Source organism: Polaromonas sp. (assembly GCF_030680935.1).
Lineage (GTDB): Bacteria > Pseudomonadota > Gammaproteobacteria > Burkholderiales > Burkholderiaceae_C > Polaromonas.
The window spans coordinates 67,835-91,559 of record NZ_JAUXUP010000007.1; the positions used below are offsets into that span (position 1 = coordinate 67,835).

The 23,725-nt window shown below is 59.7% G+C and carries 24 protein-coding genes and 1 tRNA gene; 2 read left to right on the forward strand and 23 right to left on the reverse strand.

From position 1 onward, the window contains the following. Positions 1-115: 115 nt before the first annotated feature. Both Q8L50_RS01885 and Q8L50_RS01890 read right to left on the reverse strand, forming a co-directional pair. Complete coding sequence (locus tag Q8L50_RS01885; protein WP_305346947.1) at positions 116-616, reverse strand: thioesterase family protein; 501 nt, start codon at positions 614-616, stop codon at positions 116-118. A 214-nt stretch (positions 617-830) separates the two neighbouring features. Then, positions 831-1,790 (reverse strand): tripartite tricarboxylate transporter substrate binding protein, encoded by a 960-nt coding sequence (locus Q8L50_RS01890; protein ID WP_305346948.1) that lies wholly within the window; start codon positions 1,788-1,790, stop codon positions 831-833. 205 nt (positions 1,791-1,995) lie between these two features. Here Q8L50_RS01890 and Q8L50_RS01895 point away from each other — a divergent pair, with 205 nt between their 5' ends. Further along, complete coding sequence (locus tag Q8L50_RS01895; RefSeq protein ID WP_305346949.1) at positions 1,996-3,780, forward strand: ABC transporter transmembrane domain-containing protein; 1,785 nt, start codon at positions 1,996-1,998, stop codon at positions 3,778-3,780. A gap of 120 nt (positions 3,781-3,900) precedes the next feature. After that, positions 3,901-5,211 carry a Glu/Leu/Phe/Val dehydrogenase gene (locus Q8L50_RS01900; RefSeq protein WP_305346950.1) on the forward strand — a complete coding sequence of 437 codons (1,311 nt, stop codon included), beginning with the start codon at positions 3,901-3,903 and terminating at the stop codon, positions 5,209-5,211. 105 nt (positions 5,212-5,316) lie between these two features. Here Q8L50_RS01900 and Q8L50_RS01905 read toward each other — a convergent pair whose 3' ends face one another. From Q8L50_RS01905 to Q8L50_RS02005, 21 genes are all read right to left on the reverse strand, one after another. Further along, positions 5,317-5,814, reverse strand: coding sequence for a DUF1178 family protein (locus Q8L50_RS01905; RefSeq protein ID WP_305346951.1), 498 nt, complete (start codon positions 5,812-5,814; stop codon positions 5,317-5,319). Positions 5,815-5,832: 18 nt separating this feature from the next. Then, the gene (locus tag Q8L50_RS01910; protein ID WP_305346952.1) at positions 5,833-6,462 is read right to left on the reverse strand and encodes an NUDIX domain-containing protein; all 630 of its coding nucleotides are present in this window, start codon (positions 6,460-6,462) and stop codon (positions 5,833-5,835) included. Positions 6,463-6,464: 2 nt separating this feature from the next. Beyond that, a complete protein-coding gene (locus Q8L50_RS01915) occupies positions 6,465-6,764 on the reverse strand; it encodes a DUF2818 family protein (protein ID WP_305346953.1) in 300 nt (99 codons plus the stop codon). Next, entirely contained in the window at positions 6,765-8,267 is a 1,503-nt protein-coding gene (gene nuoN, locus Q8L50_RS01920; protein ID WP_305346954.1) for an NADH-quinone oxidoreductase subunit NuoN, read from the reverse strand. A 21-nt stretch (positions 8,268-8,288) separates the two neighbouring features. Continuing rightward, positions 8,289-9,764, reverse strand: a complete 1,476-nt coding sequence (locus tag Q8L50_RS01925; protein WP_305346955.1) for an NADH-quinone oxidoreductase subunit M — start codon at positions 9,762-9,764, stop codon at positions 8,289-8,291. Positions 9,765-9,778: 14 nt separating this feature from the next. Next, positions 9,779-11,827 carry an NADH-quinone oxidoreductase subunit L gene (nuoL, locus tag Q8L50_RS01930; protein WP_305346956.1) on the reverse strand — a complete coding sequence of 683 codons (2,049 nt, stop codon included), beginning with the start codon at positions 11,825-11,827 and terminating at the stop codon, positions 9,779-9,781. A 5-nt stretch (positions 11,828-11,832) separates the two neighbouring features. After that, entirely contained in the window at positions 11,833-12,141 is a 309-nt protein-coding gene (gene nuoK, locus Q8L50_RS01935) for an NADH-quinone oxidoreductase subunit NuoK (RefSeq protein ID WP_305346957.1), read from the reverse strand. Further along, entirely contained in the window at positions 12,138-12,800 is a 663-nt protein-coding gene (locus Q8L50_RS01940; RefSeq protein WP_305346958.1) for an NADH-quinone oxidoreductase subunit J, read from the reverse strand. Before Q8L50_RS01940 ends, nuoK begins: the two co-directional genes overlap by 4 nt. Before the next feature lie 41 nt (positions 12,801-12,841). Then, positions 12,842-13,351, reverse strand: a complete 510-nt coding sequence (gene nuoI / locus Q8L50_RS01945; protein WP_305346959.1) for an NADH-quinone oxidoreductase subunit NuoI — start codon at positions 13,349-13,351, stop codon at positions 12,842-12,844. A 13-nt stretch (positions 13,352-13,364) separates the two neighbouring features. Then, entirely contained in the window at positions 13,365-14,444 is a 1,080-nt protein-coding gene (gene nuoH / locus Q8L50_RS01950; protein WP_305346960.1) for an NADH-quinone oxidoreductase subunit NuoH, read from the reverse strand. After that, positions 14,441-16,582 carry an NADH-quinone oxidoreductase subunit NuoG gene (nuoG, locus tag Q8L50_RS01955; protein WP_305346961.1) on the reverse strand — a complete coding sequence of 714 codons (2,142 nt, stop codon included), beginning with the start codon at positions 16,580-16,582 and terminating at the stop codon, positions 14,441-14,443. Before nuoG ends, nuoH begins: the two co-directional genes overlap by 4 nt. A 30-nt stretch (positions 16,583-16,612) precedes the next feature. Continuing rightward, entirely contained in the window at positions 16,613-17,965 is a 1,353-nt protein-coding gene (nuoF, locus tag Q8L50_RS01960) for an NADH-quinone oxidoreductase subunit NuoF (RefSeq protein ID WP_305346962.1), read from the reverse strand. A 2-nt stretch (positions 17,966-17,967) separates the two neighbouring features. Beyond that, entirely contained in the window at positions 17,968-18,456 is a 489-nt protein-coding gene (gene nuoE, locus Q8L50_RS01965; protein WP_305346963.1) for an NADH-quinone oxidoreductase subunit NuoE, read from the reverse strand. Continuing rightward, positions 18,453-19,706 (reverse strand): NADH-quinone oxidoreductase subunit D, encoded by a 1,254-nt coding sequence (locus Q8L50_RS01970; RefSeq protein WP_305346964.1) that lies wholly within the window; start codon positions 19,704-19,706, stop codon positions 18,453-18,455. The genes nuoE and Q8L50_RS01970 overlap by 4 nt, the downstream gene beginning before the upstream one ends. A gap of 20 nt (positions 19,707-19,726) precedes the next feature. After that, a complete protein-coding gene (locus Q8L50_RS01975) occupies positions 19,727-20,338 on the reverse strand; it encodes an NADH-quinone oxidoreductase subunit C (protein ID WP_305346965.1) in 612 nt (203 codons plus the stop codon). Continuing rightward, positions 20,338-20,820 (reverse strand): NADH-quinone oxidoreductase subunit B family protein, encoded by a 483-nt coding sequence (locus Q8L50_RS01980; protein ID WP_077593284.1) that lies wholly within the window; start codon positions 20,818-20,820, stop codon positions 20,338-20,340. Before Q8L50_RS01980 ends, Q8L50_RS01975 begins: the two co-directional genes overlap by 1 nt. A 49-nt stretch (positions 20,821-20,869) precedes the next feature. Then, on the reverse strand, positions 20,870-21,229 hold the full coding sequence (locus Q8L50_RS01985) for an NADH-quinone oxidoreductase subunit A (RefSeq protein ID WP_305346966.1): 360 nt from the start codon (positions 21,227-21,229) through the stop codon (positions 20,870-20,872). Positions 21,230-21,325: 96 nt separating this feature from the next. Continuing rightward, a tRNA-Leu gene (locus Q8L50_RS01990) sits at positions 21,326-21,410 on the reverse strand. A 115-nt stretch (positions 21,411-21,525) separates the two neighbouring features. Then, complete coding sequence (gene secG / locus Q8L50_RS01995) at positions 21,526-21,936, reverse strand: preprotein translocase subunit SecG (RefSeq protein WP_305346967.1); 411 nt, start codon at positions 21,934-21,936, stop codon at positions 21,526-21,528. A 33-nt stretch (positions 21,937-21,969) separates the two neighbouring features. Continuing rightward, a complete protein-coding gene (gene tpiA, locus Q8L50_RS02000) occupies positions 21,970-22,734 on the reverse strand; it encodes a triose-phosphate isomerase (RefSeq protein WP_305346968.1) in 765 nt (254 codons plus the stop codon). A 4-nt stretch (positions 22,735-22,738) separates the two neighbouring features. Then, positions 22,739-23,725: an NAD(P)H-quinone oxidoreductase gene (locus tag Q8L50_RS02005; RefSeq protein ID WP_305346969.1), complete on the reverse strand. Its 987-nt coding sequence runs from the start codon at positions 23,723-23,725 to the stop codon at positions 22,739-22,741.

The following is a 23,725-nucleotide window of genomic DNA, read 5'->3' on the forward strand; positions in this document are numbered from 1 at the left end:
GCATCGCCAGTGGCGCAGGGTAAGCAGCCGCCCGAATGCCGGCTTAGGCGGCTACTCCGATCCTCCCGCGCCTGGAAGACTTCCTTTTGCGGCCGGCCATACGGTCGATGGCGTGTCATGACCATGCGGCCAGCGCGTCGTCCCAATGGTCGGCCCACGAGGGCTTCGCACCCCGAAACGCGCCAACCAGCAGGCGGGGCGCCACCGTCACAGGCCCTTTTTTGAACTTCATCTTCACCAACACTTCAGCGTGGCGGGTTTCCCCCACAAAAAATCTGTGGCTGAACCAGACGCACTTGCTGTCTGCAAACACCACCTGGGTCTCTACCCTCACCCGCTTGAACAGGCGAATGGGCTTGATGAACTTGACCATCTGCGCGGCGTTGACAAAGTTGTAGCCACTGCCCAGTGTTTTTTTGATGAGGCCGGTCTGCAGCATGTAATCCACCTGGGCCGACTCGGCGAGTTGCAGGTATTTGTCGCTTTTGAGTGTGGCGATGCCAGTATCAAAAGGCGTGACGAAGAACCAGGCCGATGTGCGTGACTGTGGCGACACGCTGTTGTAGCGCCACAGCGCCCACACGATGGTTAAAAAATTTCTGAACAGACCCGACATACACGGCTCCTGCGCCGGGATGGCGCTGCCCCATCAAGTATCTCTCGCCCCGGCGAATCGCGTGCATACTTATGCCATTTAGGCCTGCAGCCCTTTCTCAATATGCGTTAGCCGCTATTAAATATATAACGCTTTGGAGGCCAGGACCGGTCCCGCAGCGCGCACAGCTGAACCATCTGCGCGCGGCCCGCAACCGCCTTGCCGGGCTACTTGCTTATTGCGGCTCAATCTTTGCGTCGCGGATGGCCTTGGCCCACTTGACGGTTTCCATCGCGTTGCGCTGTGCCAGTGCTTCGGGTGTGCCGGGCTCAACCGCGAAACCGATGGCCGAGAACTTTTCCTGGATGTCTTTGCTTTGTGCGGCGGCATTGACGGCCTGATTCAGCTTGGCAACGATGTCGGGCGGTGTGCCGGCCGGCGCAAACACGGCAAAGTAGGCGATCAGTTCATAGTCTTTCAGGCCCAGGGCTTCGTTGACCGTGGGCAGCTCGGGGATGGCCGGTGAGCGTTTTGTCGATGTCACGGCCAGGCCGCGAATCTTGCCGCCCTTGATCTGGGGCAGCATGACGGCAAAGTCGGCGGTGAACATCATCACCTGGCCGCCTATCAGGTCTGTCATGGCGGCGGGGCCGCTTTTGTAGGGCACGCTGGTGAACGAAATACCGGCCATGCTGGCCAGCATTTCGGAAGAAACCAGTTGCGAGGTGCTGGCGCTGGCCGAGGTGATGTGCCCTGCCTTGGTCTTACCCAGGGCCACCAGCTCGCGCAGGTTTTTGGCAGGCACGTCGTTGTTGACGGCAACAATCAGCGGCACCGAGCCGATGTAAGCCACGGGGGTGAAGGCGGTGTCCTGGTTGTAGGGCAGGGTTTTCATCAAGCTTTTGAGGGCAGCGTTGGTGCTGTTGGTGCCAATCAGGATGGTGTAGCCGTCCGGCGCGGACTTGGCCACCGCGTCCGCGCCCAGCATGCCGTTGACGCCGGGTTTGTTCTCGACCACAACGGTCTGGCCTAGGGTCTCGGTCATCTTGGCGGCAAAGGCGCGGCCAACCGTGTCGGTGGCACTGCCCGCCGCAAAGGGCACGATGGCCTTGATCGGCTTGTTCGGAAAAGCCTGGCCAAAAGCCGTGAAAGAAAGGCTGGCCAGGGCCAGGAAAAGAATCGACTTGCACTTCATGTTGTTGTCTCCGGTTTAGAAAAAGAGGGATGGCCGACAAAGTTTAAGGCACCCAGCTGTGGCAGCCCATAAGGGTCGACCTCGCCTTTGACGATGTCGCCATGGCATTGGCACACACGCTTCGCCGTCATGTGGCTTCAATCGCGGCGAAATCCGTCAGGTCCAGGGCAATCACCGATAGGGCGGCCCCGACTAAACTCCCTGCATGGCTACCTCCTCTCCTTCCGACGCGCCCAAGGGTGCGCCGCGTTCGCTGTCGGGCCTGCTGCCTTTTCTGCGCCCTTACCGGGGCCGGATCGTGCTGGCCGGGGTTTTTCTTGTCATGGCTGCCGTGGCCACGCTGGTGTTTCCGCTGGCACTGCGCAGCCTGATTGATGGCGGCTTGAATGCGGCCGACAAGGGCGCGACGGTACTGGCGTTGCGCGAGCACTTTGTGGCGCTGTTTGCGGTGGCGGTAGCGCTGGCGCTTTTTTCGGCCGGGCGTTTTTACATGGTGAGCTGGCTGGGCGAAAGGGTGACGGCCGACCTGCGCAATGCCGTGTATGTACATGTGGTGCATCAAAGCCCGGAGTTTTTTGAGACCACACAAACCGGCGAAGTGCTGTCGCGCCTGACTGGCGACACCACGCTGGTCCAGACGGTGGTGGGTTCGTCGCTGAGCATGGGGCTGCGCAACGCCGTGATGGGTGTGGGTGCGCTGGCCATGCTGGTGTACACCAACCCCTACCTGATGGTGCAGGTGCTGGTGGTTCTGGTGCTGATCGTCCTGCCGTCGGTCTGGTTTGGCCGGCGCGTGCGCAAGCTCTCGCGTGCCAGCCAGGACCGGGTGGCCGACTCCAGCGCCATAGCGGCCGAGGTGCTCAATGCCATCCCGGTGGTGCAAAGTTACACCGCCGAAAACCGCGAGGCCGCGCGTTTTGACACCTCCACCGAAAATGCGTTTGTGACCGCTATCCGACGCACACGGGCACGCTCGGTGCTGATTGCCTTCATCATCATTGCCACCTCGGGCGCCTTGCTCTGGGGGCTGTACCAGGGCACACAGGCAGTGATGCGTGGTGACATCACGGCGGGGCACCTGGGCCAGACGGTGGTGTATGTGATTATTCTGGCCAGCGCCACGGCGGTGCTGGGTGAAGTCTATGGCGACCTGCTGCGCGCTGCTGGCGCGACCGAGCGCTTGATGGAGCTGCTGGCCAGCCGCTCGCCGGTACTTTCCCCCTTGAACCCGGCGCCAGCCCCTGTGGTTACTGCGGGAAGCGCTATCAAATTTGAAGCGGTGACGTTTCACTACCCGTCACGACCGCTGCAGGCGGCGTTGACGGATTTCTCGTTGACGGTACGGCCCGGCGAAACCGTGGCCATCGTCGGGCCCAGCGGCGCGGGCAAAAGTACCGTGTTTCAGCTGCTGCTGCGGTTTTACGACCCGGCCTCGGGCCGCATTGAACTCGACGGCGTGCGGACTGCCGATATGGCGTTGCACGACCTGCGCCAGCGCATTGGCATCGTGCCGCAGGATGCCGTTATTTTTTCAAGCAGTGCGCTGGAAAACATCCGTTACGGCAAACCGAAAGCCAGTGACGAGGAGGTCAAGGCAGCGGCAGGTGCCGCGTTTGCGCACGAGTTCATCATGGCGCTGCCGGAAGCTTACGACACCTTTCTGGGTGAGCGCGGGGTGCGCTTGTCGGGCGGCCAACGCCAGCGTATTGCGATTGCCCGCGCCATGCTCAAAAACCCGCCGCTGCTGCTGCTGGACGAGGCCACCAGCGCGCTCGACGCCGAAAGCGAACGCATGGTGCAGGCGGCGCTGGAGTCGGCCATGAAGGGCCGGACCACGCTGGTGATTGCGCACCGCCTGGCCACGGTGCAGCAGGCGAACCGCATCCTGGTGCTGGACCATGGCCGGCTGGTGGAACAGGGAAGCCACGCCGAGCTGGTGGAGCGCGGCGGTATTTATGCGCGTCTGGCGGCGCTGCAGTTCAACGTCTGAGGTGATACACGGCCTCTGTCGGTCATGCATTATTTGCATGAGATGACAGGATGCTGGCCTTGGACAGTTGGCGGCCGCAGGCCTAAGCTCTGCGCATTGATTGTCCACAAGGAGTTTTTCATGTCGCAAGCTTCCGGCCCCAGCACCACCCCCGGCGCCCACCCGCTGCCCTCTTACCTGCAAGCCGACCAGCTCGGTCCCTGGGGCAATTACCTGCAACAGGTGGACCGGGTGATACCGCACCTGGGCAACCTGGCGCGCTGGGCCGAAACACTGAAGCGCCCCAAGCGCATTTTGATTGTGGACGTGCCCATCCACATGGACGACGGCACGGTGGCGCACTTTGAAGGTTATCGCGTGCAGCACAACGTCTCACGCGGGCCCGGCAAGGGCGGCGTGCGTTTTCACCAGGACGTGACACTGTCGGAAGTGATGGCGCTGTCGGCCTGGATGTCGATCAAAAACGCGGCGGTCAATGTGCCTTACGGCGGCGCCAAAGGCGGTATTCGCGTTGATCCCAAAAAACTCTCGCGTGGCGAGCTCGAGCGCATGACACGCCGCTATACCAGCGAGATCGGCATCATCATCGGCCCGAACAAGGACATCCCGGCGCCCGACGTCAACACCAATGAGCAGATCATGGCGTGGATGATGGACACCTACTCGATGAACACCGGCTCCACTGCCACCGGCGTGGTCACCGGCAAGCCGGTGGATCTAGGCGGCTCACTGGGGCGGCGCGAGGCGACTGGCCGCGGTGTCTTCACTGTGGGCGCAGAAGCGGCCAAACACATAGGGCTGGACATTGCGACTGCCCGCGTGGCGGTGCAGGGTTTTGGCAATGTGGGCGGTGTGGCCGGCAAGCTGTTTGCCGAGGCTGGTGCGCGCATTGTGGCGGTGCAGGACCACGGCGGCACAATTTACAAGTCCTCAGGCCTGGACGTGCCCGCTCTGCTCAAACATGTGCAGGAGACCGGAAGCGTCGGCGGCTTTGCGCATGCAGATGTGATGCCCAATGAGTTGTTCTGGGAAGTCGATTGCGAAATCCTGATTCCCGCCGCGCTGGAGCAACAGATCACCAAAGACAACGCCAGCCGCATCAAGGCCCGCATGATCATTGAAGGCGCCAACGGCCCGACCACACCCGAAGCCGACGATATTTTGCAGGAGCGCAACGTGCTGGTGCTGCCCGATGTGATTGCCAACGCCGGCGGCGTGACGGTCAGCTATTTTGAATGGGTGCAGGATTTCTCCAGCTTCTTCTGGGACGAAGCCGAAATCAACGCGCGCCTGGTGCGCATCATGAAAGAGGCATTTGCAGCGGTCTGGCAGGTCTCACAGGACAACAAGGTCAGCCTGCGCACAGCGACATTCATCGTGGCTTGTAAACGGATTTTGCATACGCGTGAGTTGCGCGGTTTGTACCCGTGATTGAATTGTCATTGCGGCCTTGAGCCGCAATCCACGTCACGTTGACCACTCCTTCGCGTCATGCCCGCCTGAATCCCGGATCAAGTCCGGGATGACCAGCATTGGCTACTGCAGTGTTTCCTTGACCGCAGCCGGCAGCGGCAAGGGCATCACCTCAATCCCCTCCTCCAGCAACTCCATCGCTTCAGAGCGGCTGGCCTGACCCCGGATGTTGCGGTGCTCGGCGTCGCCGTAGTGCATGGCGCGGGCTTCGTCGGCGAAACGCTCACCCACGTCTTCGGTGTGGGCCAGCACATGGCGCAAGGCCTTTAAAAACTCGGCCTGCCCTGCCGAATGGCCGTCTGACGCCACTACCTGCTGCGTGGGGGGGTTGCGGGGCGTTGCGGGCACAGACACTTCCCGTGACGTGCTTGCAGCTTCTGGCAGCGCGGCGGAAGCGCCAAAATTGAGCCGGGGCGCACTGGGCATTTTCTGGATGACCGGGTCACCGCACAGTGGGCAGCTCACCAGACCACGCGTCAGCTGGCTTTGAAAATCATCTTCCGAGCCGAACCAGCCTTCAAAGGCATGCTGGTGCGAACACTGGAGGTTGAGGACTTTCATGGGTCAATTATCAACCTATCAGGTCCCGGAGGAAGCCGCGCTGGTTTGCCAGTCCAGCGTCCATGCGCCAGACAAGACGTTTTGCAGCCAAAGGGCTCCTGCCAGGGTCTTGCCGTCGGTCACGCTGCCGTCGCGGCAGCCCTGTAGCAGCTCGGCAGGGGTCGCTGTCAACACGTCAAGAAACTCGCCGGCATCGAGCTTGCGCTCGCCGGGCGTCAGGTCTTTGGCGAACCAGATGTCAATGAATTCGGTAGAGTAGGAAATCACGGGGTGCATCACCCCAGCCCGGGCCCACAGCGCGGCGGAGTAACCGGTTTCTTCCAGCAGCTCGCGTTGCGCGCAGGCCAGCGATGCCTCACCGGCATCCAGTTTGCCAGCCGGAAACTCCAGCATCACCCTTTGCACCGGGTAGCGATATTGCCGCTCCAGCACCAGGCGGCCGTCGCCAAGCTGGGCAATCACCATCACGGCTCCGGGATGGCGCACATACTCGCGCGAGGCTTCGTTTCCGTCCGGCAGGCGCACGGTGTCGCGGAAGGCGTGCAGAAAATTACCGTGCAGCAACTCCTGGCTGCTGAGGCGCTGCTCGACCAGATGGCTGTCTGCAAGCTGCTCAGCGGCTTGCGCGATGGGAGCACCCGGGGCCATGTCTACCGGTGTTTGAACAGGTAGCGAAAAACAAAACCCGGAAAGGCAAAGGTGGCGAACAAGGTGGCTGTGATGGCGTAAAACTCCCACCCTTGAGGCGCAATTTGCCCGACGCTTTGCTCAAGCAGCAACGCAATACCGCCCACAACAAAGTACCAGAGAACCAGCTCAACCAGGCGCACCGCCAGAACTTTGGGACCGGTCAAGCGGTAAACCAGCAGCAGGCGGTTGCTGATGAATGGCAGGTTGGCGGCCAGCAGGGCCAGGCCCACCACCAGCCACACCGAAACGGTTTGGGTCATTCAGGTCCCCAGGGACTTGACGACACTGGCGATCGCCTGGGTACACAGCGTCATCAGCCCGCCGGGCATGATGCCCAACAGCAACACCAGGGCGCCATTGATGGACAGCACCACCCGGGCATCGGCAGGTGCATCAATGGCTGTGGGCATGCCGGCATTGGGCGCATCGAAGTACATCACTTTGACCACACGCAGGTAGTAAAAGGCACCAATCAGCGACATCATCACCGCAAAAACGGCCAGCACTACATACAAGGTCTGCTGCGAAGAAACCAGCGCCTGCAACACGCCCAGCTTGGCGTAAAACCCGACCACCGGCGGCACACCCGCCAGCGAAAACATGCAAATGGCCATGACACCCGCAAACAGCGGGCTACGCTGGTTCAGACCGGCCAGGTCGCTGATCTCTTCAGATTCATGGCCAACCCGCGCCAGCAGCAGGATGACACCGAACACCGCTAGCGTGGTCAGCACATAGGTGATGACATAAAACATGGCCGCACCGTAGGCGTATTCCACATTCAGCTGATTGCCGTTGACCACGCCAGCCAGCAGCGCCAGCAACAGAAAACCCATCTGCGAGATGGTGGAAAAGGCCAGCATGCGTTTAAGGTTGGATTGCGCAATCGCCGCGAGATTACCCACCAGCAGCGAGCCTACAGCCATCAGCCCTAGCATTTGTTGCCAGTCAATCGCCAGCGGAAGCATGCCCTGCACCAGCAAGCGTATACAGATGGCAAATGCCGCCAGTTGAGGCGCTGCACCAATCAGCAGCGTGATGGCTGTGGGTGCGCCCTGGTACACGTCAGGCAGCCACATGTGAAATGGCACCGCACCCAATTTGAAAGCCAGGCCAGCCACGACGAAGACCAGACCGAACACCAGCAACTGGTGGTTCACCTGGCGGCCGGCAATGGCTGTGTAAACCTCGTGGACGTCCAGGAAACCGGTGGCGCCATACATCATGGACAGGCCGTAAAGCAGGAAGCCCGAGGCCAGCGCACCCAACACAAAATATTTCATGGCCGCCTCTGTGGCGGTTGCGTTGTCGCGGCGCAGCGCCACCAACGCGTAGCTGCACAGAGCCATGAGCTCAAGCCCCATGTAGATCACCAGGAAGTTGTTGCCCGAGATCATGACGAAAATACCCAGCAGCGCAAACATGCCTAGCGTGAACAGCTCGCCACCGCGCAACATTTGCCGATCAGCCGCATAGGGCCGCCCGTACACCAGGGTCACCATCATGGCCAGGCTGGCGAAACATTTGAGCCAGTTACCCATGGGGTCGCTGACCACCATTTTTCCGAAACCATACACCGTGGTGCCGTTGACGGCGTACACCGCCGTGAGCGCGGCCACCGCAGCCAGCGTCAGCAGGGTCAACACGTAGGTGAGCGTGCGCTGCGGGCTTTTGACGCCAAGATCCACCAGCAGGATGACGCAGGCCATCGCCAGCAGAACGATCTCGGGCAAAGCCGCGATCCAGGATAGTTTGTCAATCATCTGAATTCTTATGTGGGTTGCTTATGGCAGTTTGGAAGCCGCGACATGCTTGAGAAGACCAGCCACCGAGCTGTCCATCACATCGGTGAAGGGCTTGGGGTAGATACCCATGTACAGGACGGCCACGGCGAGCAGCGACAGCATCAGGAACTCGCGGCTGTTGATGTCGGTCAGGCCCTTGACCTCGTCGTTGGTCACCGGGCCCAGGTACACCCGCTTGAACATCCACAGGGTGTAGGCAGCGCCGAAAATCAGGGCGGTGGCAGCGCCCATGCCGATCCAGAAATTGAACTTGATGGCACCCAATATGACCATCCACTCGCCCACAAAACCGGCGGTGGCAGGCAGGCCGCTATTGGCCATGGCAAACAGCAATGCAAAGGCAGCGAACTTGGGCATGGTGTTGACGACGCCGCCGTAGCTGGCAATCTCGCGCGAATGCACCCGGTCGTACAACACGCCAATACACAGGAACATCGCACCCGACACAAAACCATGCGCAATCATCTGGACAATGCCGCCAGATACACCCAGGTCATTGAAAATGAAGAAGCCCAATGTGACAAAACCCATGTGCGCCACAGACGAATAGGCCACTAGTTTTTTCATGTCCTGCTGGACCATGGCGACCAGGCCCACATAAATCACGGCGATCAGCGACAGCGCAATCATCAACCAGGCCCACTCGCGCGCGGCGTCAGGTGCGATCGGCATCGAAAAGCGCAGAAAACCGTAAGCGCCCAGCTTGAGCATGATGGCAGCCAGCACCGCAGAGCCGCCAGTCGGCGCCTCAACGTGCACATCGGGCAGCCATGTGTGCACCGGCCACATCGGCACCTTGACAGCAAAGGCGGCGAAGAAAGCGAAGAACAGGAAAGTCTGCGCCGTGCCGCTCAAAGGCAACGTATACCAGGTGGCAAGATCAAAACTGCCATTGGACTTGACGTAGAGGAAGATCAGCGCGATCAGCATCAGCAGCGAGCCAAGCAAGGTATAGAGAAAGAACTTGAAGGCGGCGTAGATCTTTTTGGGCCCGCCCCAGATGCCGATGATCAGGTACATCGGTATCAGCGTGGCTTCAAAAAACACGTAAAAAAGCATGCCATCGAGCGCGCAGAAGACGCCGATCATCAAGCCGCTGAGGATGAGGAAAGCCGCCATGTACTGGTTGACGCGGGTGGTGATCGACTCCCAGCTGGCAATGATGACGACTACATTGATAAACGCCGTCAGCAATACAAACCACAGAGAGATGCCATCCACACCCAAGTGGTAATTGATATCAAACCGGTCTATCCACACTGCTTTCTCGACAAACTGCATGGCGGGTGTACCGAGCTCGAAACCGCCGTACAAAGGCAGGGTCACCAGAAAACTGACAAGGGCACCGATCAGCGCAACCCAGCGCACGCTGCGCGCCTGATCGTCACGTCCGAGTGCCAGCAACACGACACCGAAAAAAACCGGTGTCCAGATGGCAAGGCTCAACAATCCCATTTTTATTATTCCTCTTATTTGCCGAGCAGATTTTTGATCATGGGCCAGGTCGAGAAGTAACTGATCAGGATAAAAATACCCATGATCATGGCCAGCGCATAGTGGTAGATGTAGCCCGTTTGCACCTTGCGCACCACCGCGGACACCCAGCCCACCAGCTTCCAGGAGCCATTGACCAGGGCACCGTCGATCATTTTTTCGTCGCCGCCCTTCCACAGTCCGGTGCCCAACGCGCGCGCTCCGCGTGCCAGCACGTTTTCATTGAACCAGTCCATGTAGTACTTGTTTTCCAGCAGGGTGTAAAGCGGCTCCACCCGGCGCTTGATGGCCGCCGGCAATGCGGGATTAACCATGTACATGTACCAGGCCGAAGCGACGCCAGCCAGAGCCAGCCAGAACGGCAGCGTCATCAGGCCATGCAAAGCCATTTGCACAGGGCCGTGGAAGATTTTGGCCAGCTCTGCCATGGCCGGGTGTTTGTCGGCGTTGACAATGATTGCGTCTTTCAGGAAGTCGCCAAACAACATGGGCCCTATGGCCATGAAACCAATCACCACCGACGGAACGGCCAGCAGGAGCAGCGGCGCAGTGACTACCCACGGCGATTCATGCGGTGCATGGTGCGGCTCATGGCCATGGTGGTCATCGTGATGGCCATCATGGTGGGCATCGGGGTTCTGGTCAAAACGCTCCTTGCCGTGGAACACCAGAAAATACATGCGGAAAGAATAAAAGGCGGTGACAAACACGCCGGCCAGTACCGCGAAATACGCAAAGCCGGCACCCGGCAAGGTGCTGAAATGCACGGCTTCAATGATGCTGTCTTTGGAATAAAAGCCAGCAAACAGCGGGGTACCAATCAGCGCCAGCGAGCCGAGCAACGCCGTGATCCAGGTGATGGGCATGTACTTGCGCAGCCCACCCATCCAGCGGATGTCCTGGTTATGGTGCACCCCCATGATGACTGAACCCGCCGCCAGAAACAGCAGCGCCTTGAAGAAGGCGTGGGTCATCAGATGGAAGACCGCCACCGAGTAGGCCGAGGCACCCAGCGCCACCGTCATGTAGCCGAGCTGGGACAGTGTGGAATACGCCACCACGCGTTTGATGTCGTTCTGGATGATGCCCAGGAAACCCATGAACAGCGCGGTGATGGCGCCGATCACCATGATGAAGCTAAGCGCCGTGTCACTGAGCTCAAACAGCGGCGACATGCGCGCCACCATGAAGATGCCTGCGGTGACCATGGTGGCCGCGTGGATCAGTGCCGAAATCGGCGTCGGGCCTTCCATCGAATCAGGCAGCCAGACATGCAGCGGGAACTGGGCCGACTTGCCCATGGCACCAATAAACAGGCAGATGCAGATCACGGTGATCAGCATCCAGTCGGTGCCTGGAAGGCTGAGCGCCGCAATTTCGCCCGACTTGGCAAATACTTCGGTGTAGTTCAGTGTGCCGGCGTAAGCGGCCAGCAGGCCGATGCCGAGGATAAAGCCGAAGTCACCGACGCGGTTGACCAGAAAGGCTTTCATGTTGGCGAAGATGGCGGTCGGCTTGTTGAACCAGAAACCGATCAGCAGGTAAGACACCAGGCCCACCGCCTCCCAGCCGAAAAACAGCTGCAACATGTTGTTGCTCATGACCAGCATCAGCATGGAGAAGGTGAAAAGCGAGATGTAGGCGAAAAAGCGGTTGTAGCCTTCGTCTTCTTCCATGTAGCCGATGGTGTAGATATGAACCATGAGCGAAACAAAGGTGACGACACACATCATCATGGCTGTCAGGCCATCCACCAGGAAGCCGATCTCCATCTTCAGGCCACCGACCACCATCCAGGTGTAAAGCGTCTCGTTAAAGCGCGCACCGTCAATCGCCACACTCTTGAGTGTCATGGCCGAAAGAATGAAGGCCACCAGCACACCGAGAATGGTCAAGGTGTGCGACAGGCGCTTGCCAATCCAGTTGCCGCCAAAAGCCGTGCCAAAAATACCGGCCAGCAAGGCACCGGCCAGCGGCGCCATGGGAACGGCCAGCAAGGTGCTGGCAGAAAGGGTCTGACTCATGTGTGTTAACCCTTGAGCGTATTAAGTTCGTCCACGTTGATACTGGACTTGTTCCGGAACAGCAACACCAGGATCGCCAGACCGATGGCCGATTCGGCCGCAGCAACCGTCAGAATGAAAAACACGAATATCTGCCCATGCATGTCACCCAGATAATACGAAAAGGCGACGAAATTCGTATTGACAGCCAGCAGCATCAGCTCGATGGCCATCAGCAAAACAATCAGGTTCTTCCGGTTAAGAAAAATACCCACCACCGACAGCGCAAAAAGCATGGCCCCCAGCGATAGAAAGTGCCCCAAGGTCAATGTCATGATTTTTTCTCCTCGGCGGGGGGCGGTGGTGCAGCCACATCAGGGGCAGCCTGCGTGGCCGCCACTTTGACGAGTGTGACGCGGTCCCGCGCCTTCACGCGCACCTGCAAGGCCGGGTTGATGTGTTTGCTGTCCTTGCGCTGGCGCAGGGTCAGGGCAATGGCGGCGATCATCGCCACCAGCAAAATGGTCGCGGCAATCTGCAGGGGGTACAGATACTCGGTGTACAGCAACTTGCCCACTGCCATGGTGTTGGATGGCTGAATCGTCTGGCCAGCGGCGTTGAGCAGAGCGGTGCCCCTGACCTCTTCCTTCCAGCGCACACCCATCAGCACCGCAGCCATTTCGAGTGCGATCAGCACGCCGACCGTAGCGGCCAGCGGAAAGTGCTTCCAGAAGCCCCTGCGCACGGTGTCCATGTTGATGTCCAGCATCATCACTACAAACAGGAACAGCACCATCACCGCACCCAGGTACACGAGCACCAGAGTAATGGCAAGAAACTCGGCCTTGAGGAGCAACCAAACCGCGGCCGCCTGGGAAAACGCGAGCATCAGGTACAGCACCGCATGCACAGGGTTGCGCGCCGTGATCACCCGGAAAGCTGCAAACAGCAACACCAGGGAGAAAAAATAGAAGAAACCTGTTTTAACGTCCATGTTCGGCGAATCTTTCTTGAGCCAACTGCTTTGAAGCGGTTTCAGCGGTACTTGGCATCCGCAGCCCGGCTGGCGGCGATTTCTTTTTCATAGCGGTCACCCACGGCCAGCAGCATCTCCTTGGTGAAATACAGATCGCCGCGCTTCTCACCGTGGTACTCGAGGATATGTGTCTCCACAATGGAGTCGACCGGGCAACTTTCCTCGCAGAAACCGCAAAAAATGCACTTGGTCAAGTCGATGTCGTAGCGCGACGTCCGGCGGCTACCGTCTTCGCGAACATCCGACTCGATCGTGATCGCCATGGCCGGGCAAACCGCCTCGCAGAGCTTGCAGGCAATGCAGCGCTCTTCGCCGTTGTCATAACGGCGCAATGCGTGCAGACCCCGAAAGCGTGGAGAAAGCGGTGTTTTCTCTTCAGGAAATTGCACAGTGATCTTGCGCCGGAAGGCGTACCGTCCGGTCAGAGCCATGCCCTTGAGCAATTCCACGAGCATGAAGCTCCTGAAAAAATCCCGGAATGAAAAAGTTGAAGCGGTTGCGCTGGCCATGATGATTTTCCGCTTAGTTCCAGATATTCCAGGGCGTCTGCATCCACAGGCCCACAACGACCAGCCACACCAGGGTGACGGGGATAAAAATCTTCCAGCCTAGCCGCATGATCTGGTCATAACGGAAGCGCGGAAAAGTCGCGCGGATCCAGATGAACATGGAAACGACCAGGAAAGTCTTCAGGCCCAGCCAGATCCAGCCAGGAATCCAGTTGAACAAGGCATGGTCCACCGGCGACAACCAGCCGCCCAGGAACATGAGTGCACCAAGAATGGCCACCAGCCACATGCTGGCATATTCGGCGAGGAAGAAGATGGCAAAGCCCATGCCGGAATACTCGACCATATGGCCAGCCACGATCTCGGCCTCGCCTTCCACCACGTCAAACGGATGGCGATTGGTTTCGGCCACGCCGGATATCAGATAAACCATGAAGATAGGCAGCAAAGGCAGCCAGTTCCAGGACAGGAAGGTCCATCCGCTGCCGGCGGCCATGCCTTTGGCCTGTCCCATCACGATGTCGGTCAAATTCATGCTGCCTGACACCATCAGCACCACCACCAGGCAAAAACCCATGGCGATTTCGTAGCTGACCATCTGGGCTGAGGCGCGCAACGCGCCCAGAAAAGCATATTTCGAATTGGATGCCCATCCCGCAATGATCACGCCATACACCTCGATCGACGTGATCGCCATGATCAGCAACAAGCCGGCGTTCACATTGGCCAGCGCCACGTCGGGGCCGAAGGGAATCACCACCCATGCCGCCAGCGCTGGCATGATGGCCATGATGGGGCCGAGTACAAACAGACCTTTGCTGGCAGCCGTCGGACTGATGATTTCCTTGGTGAGCAGCTTCACCGCATCGGCGATGGGCTGTAGCAAGCCGAAAGGGCCCACGCGGTTCGGTCCAAGTCGCACCTGCATGAAGCCCAGCAACTTGCGCTCCCAGAGCGTCAGATAGGCTACCGCGCCCATCAGGGGGAGTAGCACACAGACGATCTTGATCAGTATCCACAACACAGGCCAGACCATGGTCGGCCAGATGCCGCCCATCAAGCCTTGGCCAAAGCCGAATATGCTGTCAATCATGCGGTGACTCCCTCAGCAGCCACCGCCTGCCGCGCATCTGCGGTCAGCTGCAGCGACGTGGCGCGCCGGACCAAACCGTCGAGCTGGTAAATGCTGGCGACGACAGGCGCTGTAGCGGACCCCGACAGATCAATGGTGGCTTGCGTGGCGTTGCCAAGCTTGTCAGCCGACACCACCGCATCTTGCGCGCCCGGGATCTGCTTGAGTACATCCTGCGCGGACTCAAAATCAAAGCCGGGCAGTTCCAGCAGGTTGGCCAGCACACGCAGCACCTTCCAGGCGGGCCGGGTTTCACCCTGAGGTTTGACCACCGCATGAAAACTCTGCACGCGACCTTCGGCGTTGATAAAGGTACCGGGAGTTTCTGTAAAGGGTGCAATCGGCAGCAAGACGTCGCTGAAATCCAGATTGGCCTTAAAGGGGCTCAAGGTCACTACCATCTGGGCGGCATTGAGCGAGGCTTTTGCCGCTGCGCCCGCCGCCGAGTCGTACTCCGGCTCGTTGTTCAGCAGAATGACCGCCTTTAGACCACCCGCAAGCATCTGCCCCGCGTTCAGGCCCTTGCCTGACGGCAGGGCGCCGGCCAGCTGCGCGCCCACGGTGTTGGCCGCTTCGGTCAGGTAACCAACGGATGCGCCGGTCTGCTCGCCAATCCAGTTGGCAAGGGCCAGCAAGGTACTGGCCTGGGCATGGTGTGCTGCAGCGTTGCCCAGCAGGATGGCCTTGCGCTCACCGCCCATCAATGACTTGGACATCGCTTTGGCGGCATCTGTTGCCCGGCCAGCAGCAGGAGCGGGCACACCCTTGTCTGCCGCTATCGCAGCGGCAACATCGGCCAGCGCCTGCGCCCATGCACCCGGGCCAGCCAGAGTAGCGTGCGCCAACGGCATCGCCCAGGCATCGGCAGAGGCCAGTTCTGCTGCTGAATTAATAACACTCAGCGCGCAGCCCTTGCGGACTGACTGCCGGATTCGTTGCGCAAACAGCGGATGATCCTTGCGCAGGTTGGAGCCCACCACCAGCGCGCGCTGCAGTTGCGACAGCGATGCGATCGAAGTGCCCAGCCAGCGCACGCCTTGCGAAGGCGTGAAATCGGCATGGCGCAGGCGGTGATCGATGTTGTCGCTGCCCAGACCACGCATCAGCGACGCCGCCAGGTACAGCTCTTCGAGCGTGCTGTGCGGGCTGGCCAGCAGGCCGATACTCTCGGCGCCGTGGTCGGCCTTGATCTGCTTCAGGCCGTTGGCCACGTATTCGAGGGCGGTCTGCCAGTCCACTGCCTTCCACTGCCCGCCCTGCTTGAGCATGGGGCCGGTCAGGCGCTGCTCGCTGCCCAGGGCCTCATAGGAAAAGCGGTCGCGATCGGCAATCCAGCATTCGTTGACGTCTTCATTTTCCAGTGGCACCACACGCATGACCTTGTTGCTCTTGACCTGAACAATCAGGTTGGCACCGGTAGAGTCATGTGGGCTGACCGACCTGCGGCGCGACAGCTCCCAGGTGCGGGCGCTGTAACGGAAAGGCTTGCTGGTCAGCGCGCCCACCGGGCAGATGTCGATCATGTTGCCGGACAGCTCGGAGTCCACCGACATGCCGACGAAGGTCTCAATCTCGGCATGTTCACCACGGTGCGACATGCCGAGTTCCATCACGCCAGCGACTTCCTGGCCAAAACGCACACAGCGCGTGCAATGGATGCAGCGGCTCATCTCTTCCATCGAAATCAGCGGGCCGACGTCTTTGTGGAAAACCACGCGTTTTTCTTCTTCGTAACGCGAGCCGCTGCCGCCATAACCCACCGCCAGGTCCTGCAACTGGCATTCGCCGCCCTGGTCGCAGATCGGGCAATCGAGCGGGTGGTTGATCAGTAAAAACTCCATCACACCCTTCTGGGCCTTGATGGCTTTGTCACTCTTGGTGTGCACGATCATGCCCTGCGTCACGGGCGTGGCACAGGCCGGCATGGGCTTGGGCGCTTTTTCGATATCGACCAGGCACATGCGGCAGTTGGCCGCAATGCTGAGTTTCTTGTGATAACAAAAATGGGGAATGTAGGTACCGGCTTTTTCGGCCGCATGCATCACCGTGCTGCCTTCGAGCACTTCCACTTTCTGACCGTCGAGTTGAATTTCAACCATGGTGAATTTTTGCTTTTAGGGGAGGCGCGATTAAGCGTAAACCGGGACCAGGCAGGTCTTGTGGGTGATGTGGTGCTCAAACTCGGCGCGGAAGTGCTTGATCATGGCGCGCACCGGCATCGCGGCGGCGTCACCGAGCGCGCAAATGGTACGCCCCTGGATGTTGTCCGAAATCGAGTTGAGCATCTCCAGATCGGTCTCGCGCCCCTGGCCGTGTTCAATGCGGTCCACCATGCGCCAGAGCCAGCCGGTGCCTTCGCGGCAAGGCGTGCACTGGCCACAGCTCTCGTGCATGTAAAAGTAGGACAGGCGCAGCAGGCTCTTGACCATGCAACGCGTTTCGTCCATCACGATGACGGCGCCCGAGCCCAGCATGGAGCCAGCCTTGGCAATCGAGTCGTAGTCCATGTCGGTGGCCATCATGATGTCGGCTGGCAGCACCGGCATGGACGAACCACCAGGGATCACCGCCTTGAGCTTGCGCCCGCCGCGCATGCCGCCCGCCAGTTCCAGCAGCTTGGCAAACGGCGTGCCCATCGGGATTTCATAGTTGCCGGGACGCTCGACATCGCCGCTGATGGTGAATATCTTGGTGCCGCCGTTGTTGGGCTTGCCGCAATCGAGATAAGCCTGGCCGCCGTTGCGGATGATCCAGGGCACGGCCGCGAAGGTTTCGGTGTTGTTGATGGTCGTCGGTTTGCCGTACAGGCCAAAACTCGCCGGAAACGGCGGTTTGAAACGGGGTTGGCCTTTTTTGCCTTCCAGCGATTCGAGCAAGGCGGTTTCTTCGCCGCAGATGTAGGCGCCGAAACCGTGCGCCGCATGCAGCTGAAAGCTGTAGCTGCTGCCCAGGATGTTGTTGCCGAGCAGGCCCGCAGCACGCGCTTCTTCGAGCGCCTCTTCAAAGCGCTTGTAGGTGGTGAAAATTTCGCCGTGGATGTAGTTGTAGCCGACACTGATGCCCATCGCGTAGGCGGCAATCGCCATGCCTTCGATGACGATATGCGGGTTGTACTGCATGATGTCGCGGTCTTTGGCCGTGCCCGGCTCACCTTCGTCCGAGTTGCAGACCAGGTATTTTTGACCCGGGAACTGGCGCGGCATGAAGCTCCATTTCAGGCCGGTCGGAAAACCGGCACCCCCACGCCCGCGCAGGCCGCTGCCCTTGACCTCGGCGATCACCTGGTCTTGCGTCAGGCCTTCGCCGCCGTCCTGGCCCAGAATCTTGCGCAGCGCCTGGTAACCGCCACGTGCCTCGTAGTCTTTCAGGCGCCAGTTCGAGCCGTCGAGGTCCGCCATGATCTGCGGGCTGATGTGACGGCCATGAAAAGAAGTCTGGACACCGGTGGCCTCAAACTGGGAAAGAATGCTGGAAGCAGACATGGTTACTTTGCCTCGGCAGATTGAAGGCCGGCTATCAGCTGGTCGAGCTTGTCGTTGCTCATGAAGCTGCACATGTGCAGGTCATTGACCAGCATGACCGGCGAGTCGGCGCAGGCGCCCAGGCACTCGGACTGCTGCAGGGTGAACAGGCCGTCGGCGGTGGTGCCGCCCATGGTCACGCCCAATTTTTGCTCCAGGTAGGCCAGCGCCTTGGTGCCATCGCGCAACTGGCACGGCAGGTTGGTGCAGACGTTGAGCTTGTACTTGCCCTGCGGCTTCTGGTTGTACATGTTGTAGAAGGTCGTGACCTCATGCACCGCAATCGGCGCCATGCCCAGGTACCCGGCCACGAGTTTTTCGCTCTCGGCGCTGACGTAGCCCTGCTCTTCCTGCACGATGGCGAGGCAGGCCATGACGGCCGACTGCCTCTGATCTGCGGGGTATTTGGCGACTTCTTTATCGAAGCGCGCTTTGGTGACTTCAGAGATCATCGATCAATCTCTCCAAAAACAATGTCCATGGTGCCAATGATCGCCACGGCATCCGCCAGCATGTGACCACGGGCCATTTCGTCCAGTGCAGCAAGGTGTGCAAAACCGGGCGGGCGAATCTTCAGGCGATAGGGCTTGTTGGCCCCGTCGCTGACGATGTAAATCCCGAATTCGCCTTTGGGATGCTCAACCGCGGCATAGGCTTCGCCTTCGGGCACATGAAAGCCTTCGGTGAAGAGCTTGAAGTGGTGGATCAGCTCTTCCATGTTGGATTTCATGGACTCGCGACCCGGAGCCGCGACTTTGTGGTTGCTGGTAATCACCGGGCCCGGGTTGGCGCGCAACCAGGCCACACACTGCTCGATGATGCGGTTGGACTGGCGCATTTCCTCGACCCGTACCAGATAGCGGTCGTAGCAGTCACCGGTTTTGCCCACCGGAATGTCGAAGTCCATGCGGTCGTACACCTCGTAAGGCTGCTGCTTGCGCAAGTCCCATGCGATGCCTGAGCCGCGCAACATCGGACCGGTCATGCCCATGCCAAGCGCGCGTTCTGGCGACACCACGCCGACGCCCACCGTGCGCTGCTTCCAGATGCGGTTGTCCGTGAGCAGTGTTTCGTATTCGTCCACATAGCCGGGAAAGCGCCGCGTGAAGTCGCTGATGAAATCAAGCAGGGAACCCTGGCGGTTCTCGTTCATGGCCGCTATGGCTTTGGCATTCCTGATCTTGCTGACCTTGTACTGCGGCATGCTGTCCGGCAGGTCACGGTAAACACCGCCAGGACGGAAGTAGGCCGCGTGCATGCGGGCACCAGACACGGCTTCGTAGATATCAAACAGATCTTCACGCTCCCTGAAGGTGTAGATCAGGATGGTTGAGCTGCCGCAGTCGTTGCCATGCGAGCCCAGCCACATCAGGTGATTGAGCAGGCGCGTGATTTCCGAGAACATGACACGGATGTATTGCGCGCGGATCGGCACATCCACACCCAGCAGCTTCTCGATAGCCAGACAGTAGGCGTGCTCGTTGCACATCATCGACACGTAGTCGAGCCGGTCCATATAAGGCAGCGACTGGATGTAAGTCTTGCTTTCGGCGAGTTTTTCGGTGGCGCGGTGCAACAGACCGATGTGCGGATCTGCACGCTGCACGACCTCGCCATCCAGTTCCAGCACCAGGCGCAGTACGCCGTGGGCAGCGGGATGCTGCGGCCCGAAGTTGAGTGTGTAGTTCTTGATTTCAGCCATGTCGGTCTCTTGCGGGCTCCTTACTGGAGTCCTCCGTAGTTGTCTTCACGGATCACGCGCGGGGTGATTTCGCGCGGTTCAATGGTCACCGGCTGGTAAATCACCCGTTTCTGTTCGGGGTCATAACGCATCTCGACATAACCCGTGGTCGGGAAATCCTTGCGGAAGGGATGGCCGATAAATCCATAGTCGGTCAGGATGCGGCGCAGGTCGTTGTGGCCTTCAAAAATGATGCCGAACAGGTCAAATGCCTCGCGCTCGAACCAGTTGGCTGAATTCCACAGGTCGTTGACGGAGGCCACGACCGGAAAATCATCATCCGCGCAGAAAACTTTCAGGCGAACCCGCTGATTCAGGCTGACCGACAGCAGATGGGAGACCACGCAAAAACGCCGGCCATCGTATTGCCCATCGGCATATTCAGAGTAATCAACACCACACAGATCCATCAACTGCTCAAACTGGCAACCCCTGGCATCGCGCAGGATTTGGGCAGCAGCCTTGTAGTCGACGGCATCGACCAAAACGGTCAGTTCACCAAGCGCAACGGTGACACGTTTGGCTTTTTCACCCAGCGCAGCAGTGACAATGCCGGCGAGTTCTTCAGCAGAAGCGGGATGCAAAGGACCCATCAAGCCCTCGCAATGGTGTTGGTGCGGCGGATTTTCTGCTGCAGCTGGATGATGCCGTAGATCAACGCCTCTGCCGTGGGTGGACACCCCGGGACGTAGACATCCACGGGCACAATGCGATCACAACCACGGACCACCGAATAACTGTAGTGGTAGTAGCCGCCGCCATTGGCACACGATCCCATGGAGATCACCCAGCGCGGCTCGGCCATCTGGTCGTACACCTTGCGCAAGGCCGGCCCCATCTTGTTGCAGAGCGTTCCGGCCACAATCATCAGGTCACTCTGACGCGGACTGGCACGAAACACCTCGGCGCCGAAGCGGCCGATGTCGTAGCGCGCTGCGGCCGAATGCATCATCTCCACCGCACAGCAGGCCAGCCCAAACGTCATGGGCCAGAGCGATCCGGTCTTGGCCCAATTGACCACCGAGTCGTAACTCGTGGTCATGAAGCCTTCGTTGAAAACACCTTCTAGTGACATACCTGTACCTTTGTGGCTACCGCTCATGCGGTCGCTTGATCACTGCCCGCTATTCCCAGTCCAGCGCACCCTTTTTCCACTCGTAGATAAAACCCACGACCAGAATGCCCAGGAAAATCATCATGGACCAGAAACCGACTGCACCAATCTCCTTGAGCGCCACGGCCCAGGGAAACAGGAAGGCAATCTCAAGATCGAAAAGTATGAACAGGATGGCGACGAGGTAGTAGCGCACATCGAACTTCATGCGGGCATCTTCAAACGCCTCGAAGCCGCACTCATAAGGGGAATTTTTTTCACTGTCTGGCTTGTTGGGACCAAGCAGACGCCCGAGCAACTGGGGCACCACGCCGACAGCCACGCCGACCAGAATAAACAACAGGACGGGGAGGTATTGGTCGAGGTTCATCGTCGATTCAACTTCTGCAAGCCGCTTGTGCCGTGTGCCAGTTTGCTGTTCCGGGCCCGGCGCCCTGCCCTTGCAGCGCAGACCCGTGCCTGTAAGTGGTGCGGACGGCGAGACTCGAACTCGCACAGCTTTCGCCACTACCCCCTCAAGATAGCGTGTCTACCAATTTCACCACGTCCGCGGTTTTAACTGTCTGGATGGCATGAGGAAACCCGGAGGTTTTTGGCTTTCCAGACAGTCTCAGAGTTTACCCTGAATTCAGGCTGCGCCCTGAGGCGCAGCACCCCTTGATCACTCTATTTCGTCGGGATTTGTCCAGCCCCGGAAGCAGCTGGTGCAGGCGGCACAGCAACGGCGCCCGATGTGCTTGCCGGCACTGCGGTGCCCGGAATCTGTGCGGCACCTGTCGGTGCCGGAACGGGCGCAGTAATCGCCGAGCCTTCCAGAACGCTGGTGCCCGTCTGGGGCCCTGAATTGCCAAAGTAGGCCAGCATCAAGGTGGCGGCAAAAAACACAGCGGCCAGTACCGCTGTGGTGCGGGACAGGAAGTTGGCACTGCCACTGGCGCCAAACAAGCTGCCAGAGCCACCGCTGCCAAAGGCTGCGCCCATGTCGGCGCCTTTGCCGTGCTGCACCAGGATCAGGCCTATCATGCCGAGCGCGGTGAGCATCTGGACCGCCAGAACAACGGTTAACAAAGCATTCATATTTACTCCTAAATAAATAGCACTACACGCACGTCAGACGACGGCTGCAGCAATAATTGTCAAAAAATCGGCAGCTTTCAGCGAAGCCCCGCCAATCAGGCCGCCATCAATGTCGGCCTGGGCCAGCAGCGAAGCGGCGTTGGCCGCGTTCATGCTGCCGCCATACAGAATTTTCACACGGTCCGCATGATCGGTCGCGGCCTTCAGTTGTGCCCGCAGCACCGCATGCACCGCTTGCGCCTCTTCGGGCGTGGCCGTCTTGCCGGTGCCAATCGCCCACACGGGTTCATAGGCCACGACAATTTCACTGATGCAGTGGCCGTTGGCATGAATCACCGCAGCCAGTTGCCGCTTGACAACGCTTTCGGTCTGCCCTGCTTCACGCTCCGCCAGTGTCTCGCCGACACACACAATCGGCGTGATGCCCGCAGCCAGCGCTTGCTGCGTTTTTTCTGCAACGAGCGTATCGGTCTCAAAGTGGTACTGGCGCCGCTCGGAGTGGCCCACGATGGCATAACGACACCCGAAGTCCTTGAGCATGGACGCACTCACCTCGCCGGTGTAAGCCCCTGACGCTTTGGCAGACACATCCTGTGCTCCCAAATCAATGCCATCTAGCGCGGGCAGAGTCACGGCCATGGCCTGAAACTGTGCCAGATACGGCGCAGGCACACACACTGCCACCGCACAAACTGACTGCACCGGCATGCCACTGGCTAGCGCCCTGAGCAGGGCCTCGTTGGCGGCCAGGCTGCCGTTCATTTTCCAGTTGCCCGCAATCAGTTTTTTCACACTCATGACTTCACCATGTCAAAACAATTTTGCCGACATGCTGGTTCGACTCCATCAGCGCATGGGCTTTGGCAGCGTCGGCCGCAGCAAAGGTACTGTGGATCACGGGCTTGATCGCGCCGCTTGCCAGCAGGGGCCAGATTTTTTCTTTCAGTGCTTGCGCAATCGCAGTCTTGAAAGCCAACGGCCGCGGACGCAGTGTCGAACCGGTGATGGTCAGACGCTTGCGCAGTACCAGACCGGCATTGAGCTCAGCCTTGATGCCGCCTTGCACCGCGATGATGACCAGGCGACCATCGTCGGCCAGGCACTCGATCTCACGCGCCACATAAGTGCCCGCCACCATGTCCAGAATGACGTTGACACCTTGACCGACGGTCAGTTTTTTCACCTCTTCGACAAAGTCACTGGTTTTGTAATTGATCGCGTGGTCGGCCCCGAGCCGCAGGCAAGCGGCGGCTTTGTCGTCGCTGCCCACCGTGACGTAGACCTTCGCACCCATGGCCTTGGCCATCTGGATGGCTGTCACGCCAATGCCGCTGGAGCCGCCTTGAATCAGCAGTGTCTCGCCTGCCCGAAGTTGAACCCGGTCAAAGACGTTGCTCCACACCGTAAAGAAAGTCTCAGGCAGCGACGCTGCTTCAACATCACTGAACCCGTCTGGCGTCGACAGGCATTGGCCCACAGGCGCCACACACAGTTCGGCATATCCGCCGCCGGCCACCAGCGCACAAACACGGTCACCCACTTTGAAGCCGGCACTGGCCATGGCCTGCGCATCACCGCTGACAACCACCCCCGCCACTTCCAGGCCAGGAATGTCCGACGCGCCCGGAGGAACGGGGTAGTTGCCGGTGCGCTGAAGCACATCAGGCCGGTTGATGCCGGAGGCAGCGACGCGAATCAGCAACTCGCCGCTGCCCGCCACCGGCGCAGGCCGCTCGCCCAGACGCAGAACGTCGGGCGCGCCGAAGGAGGTGATTTCAACTGCTTTCAT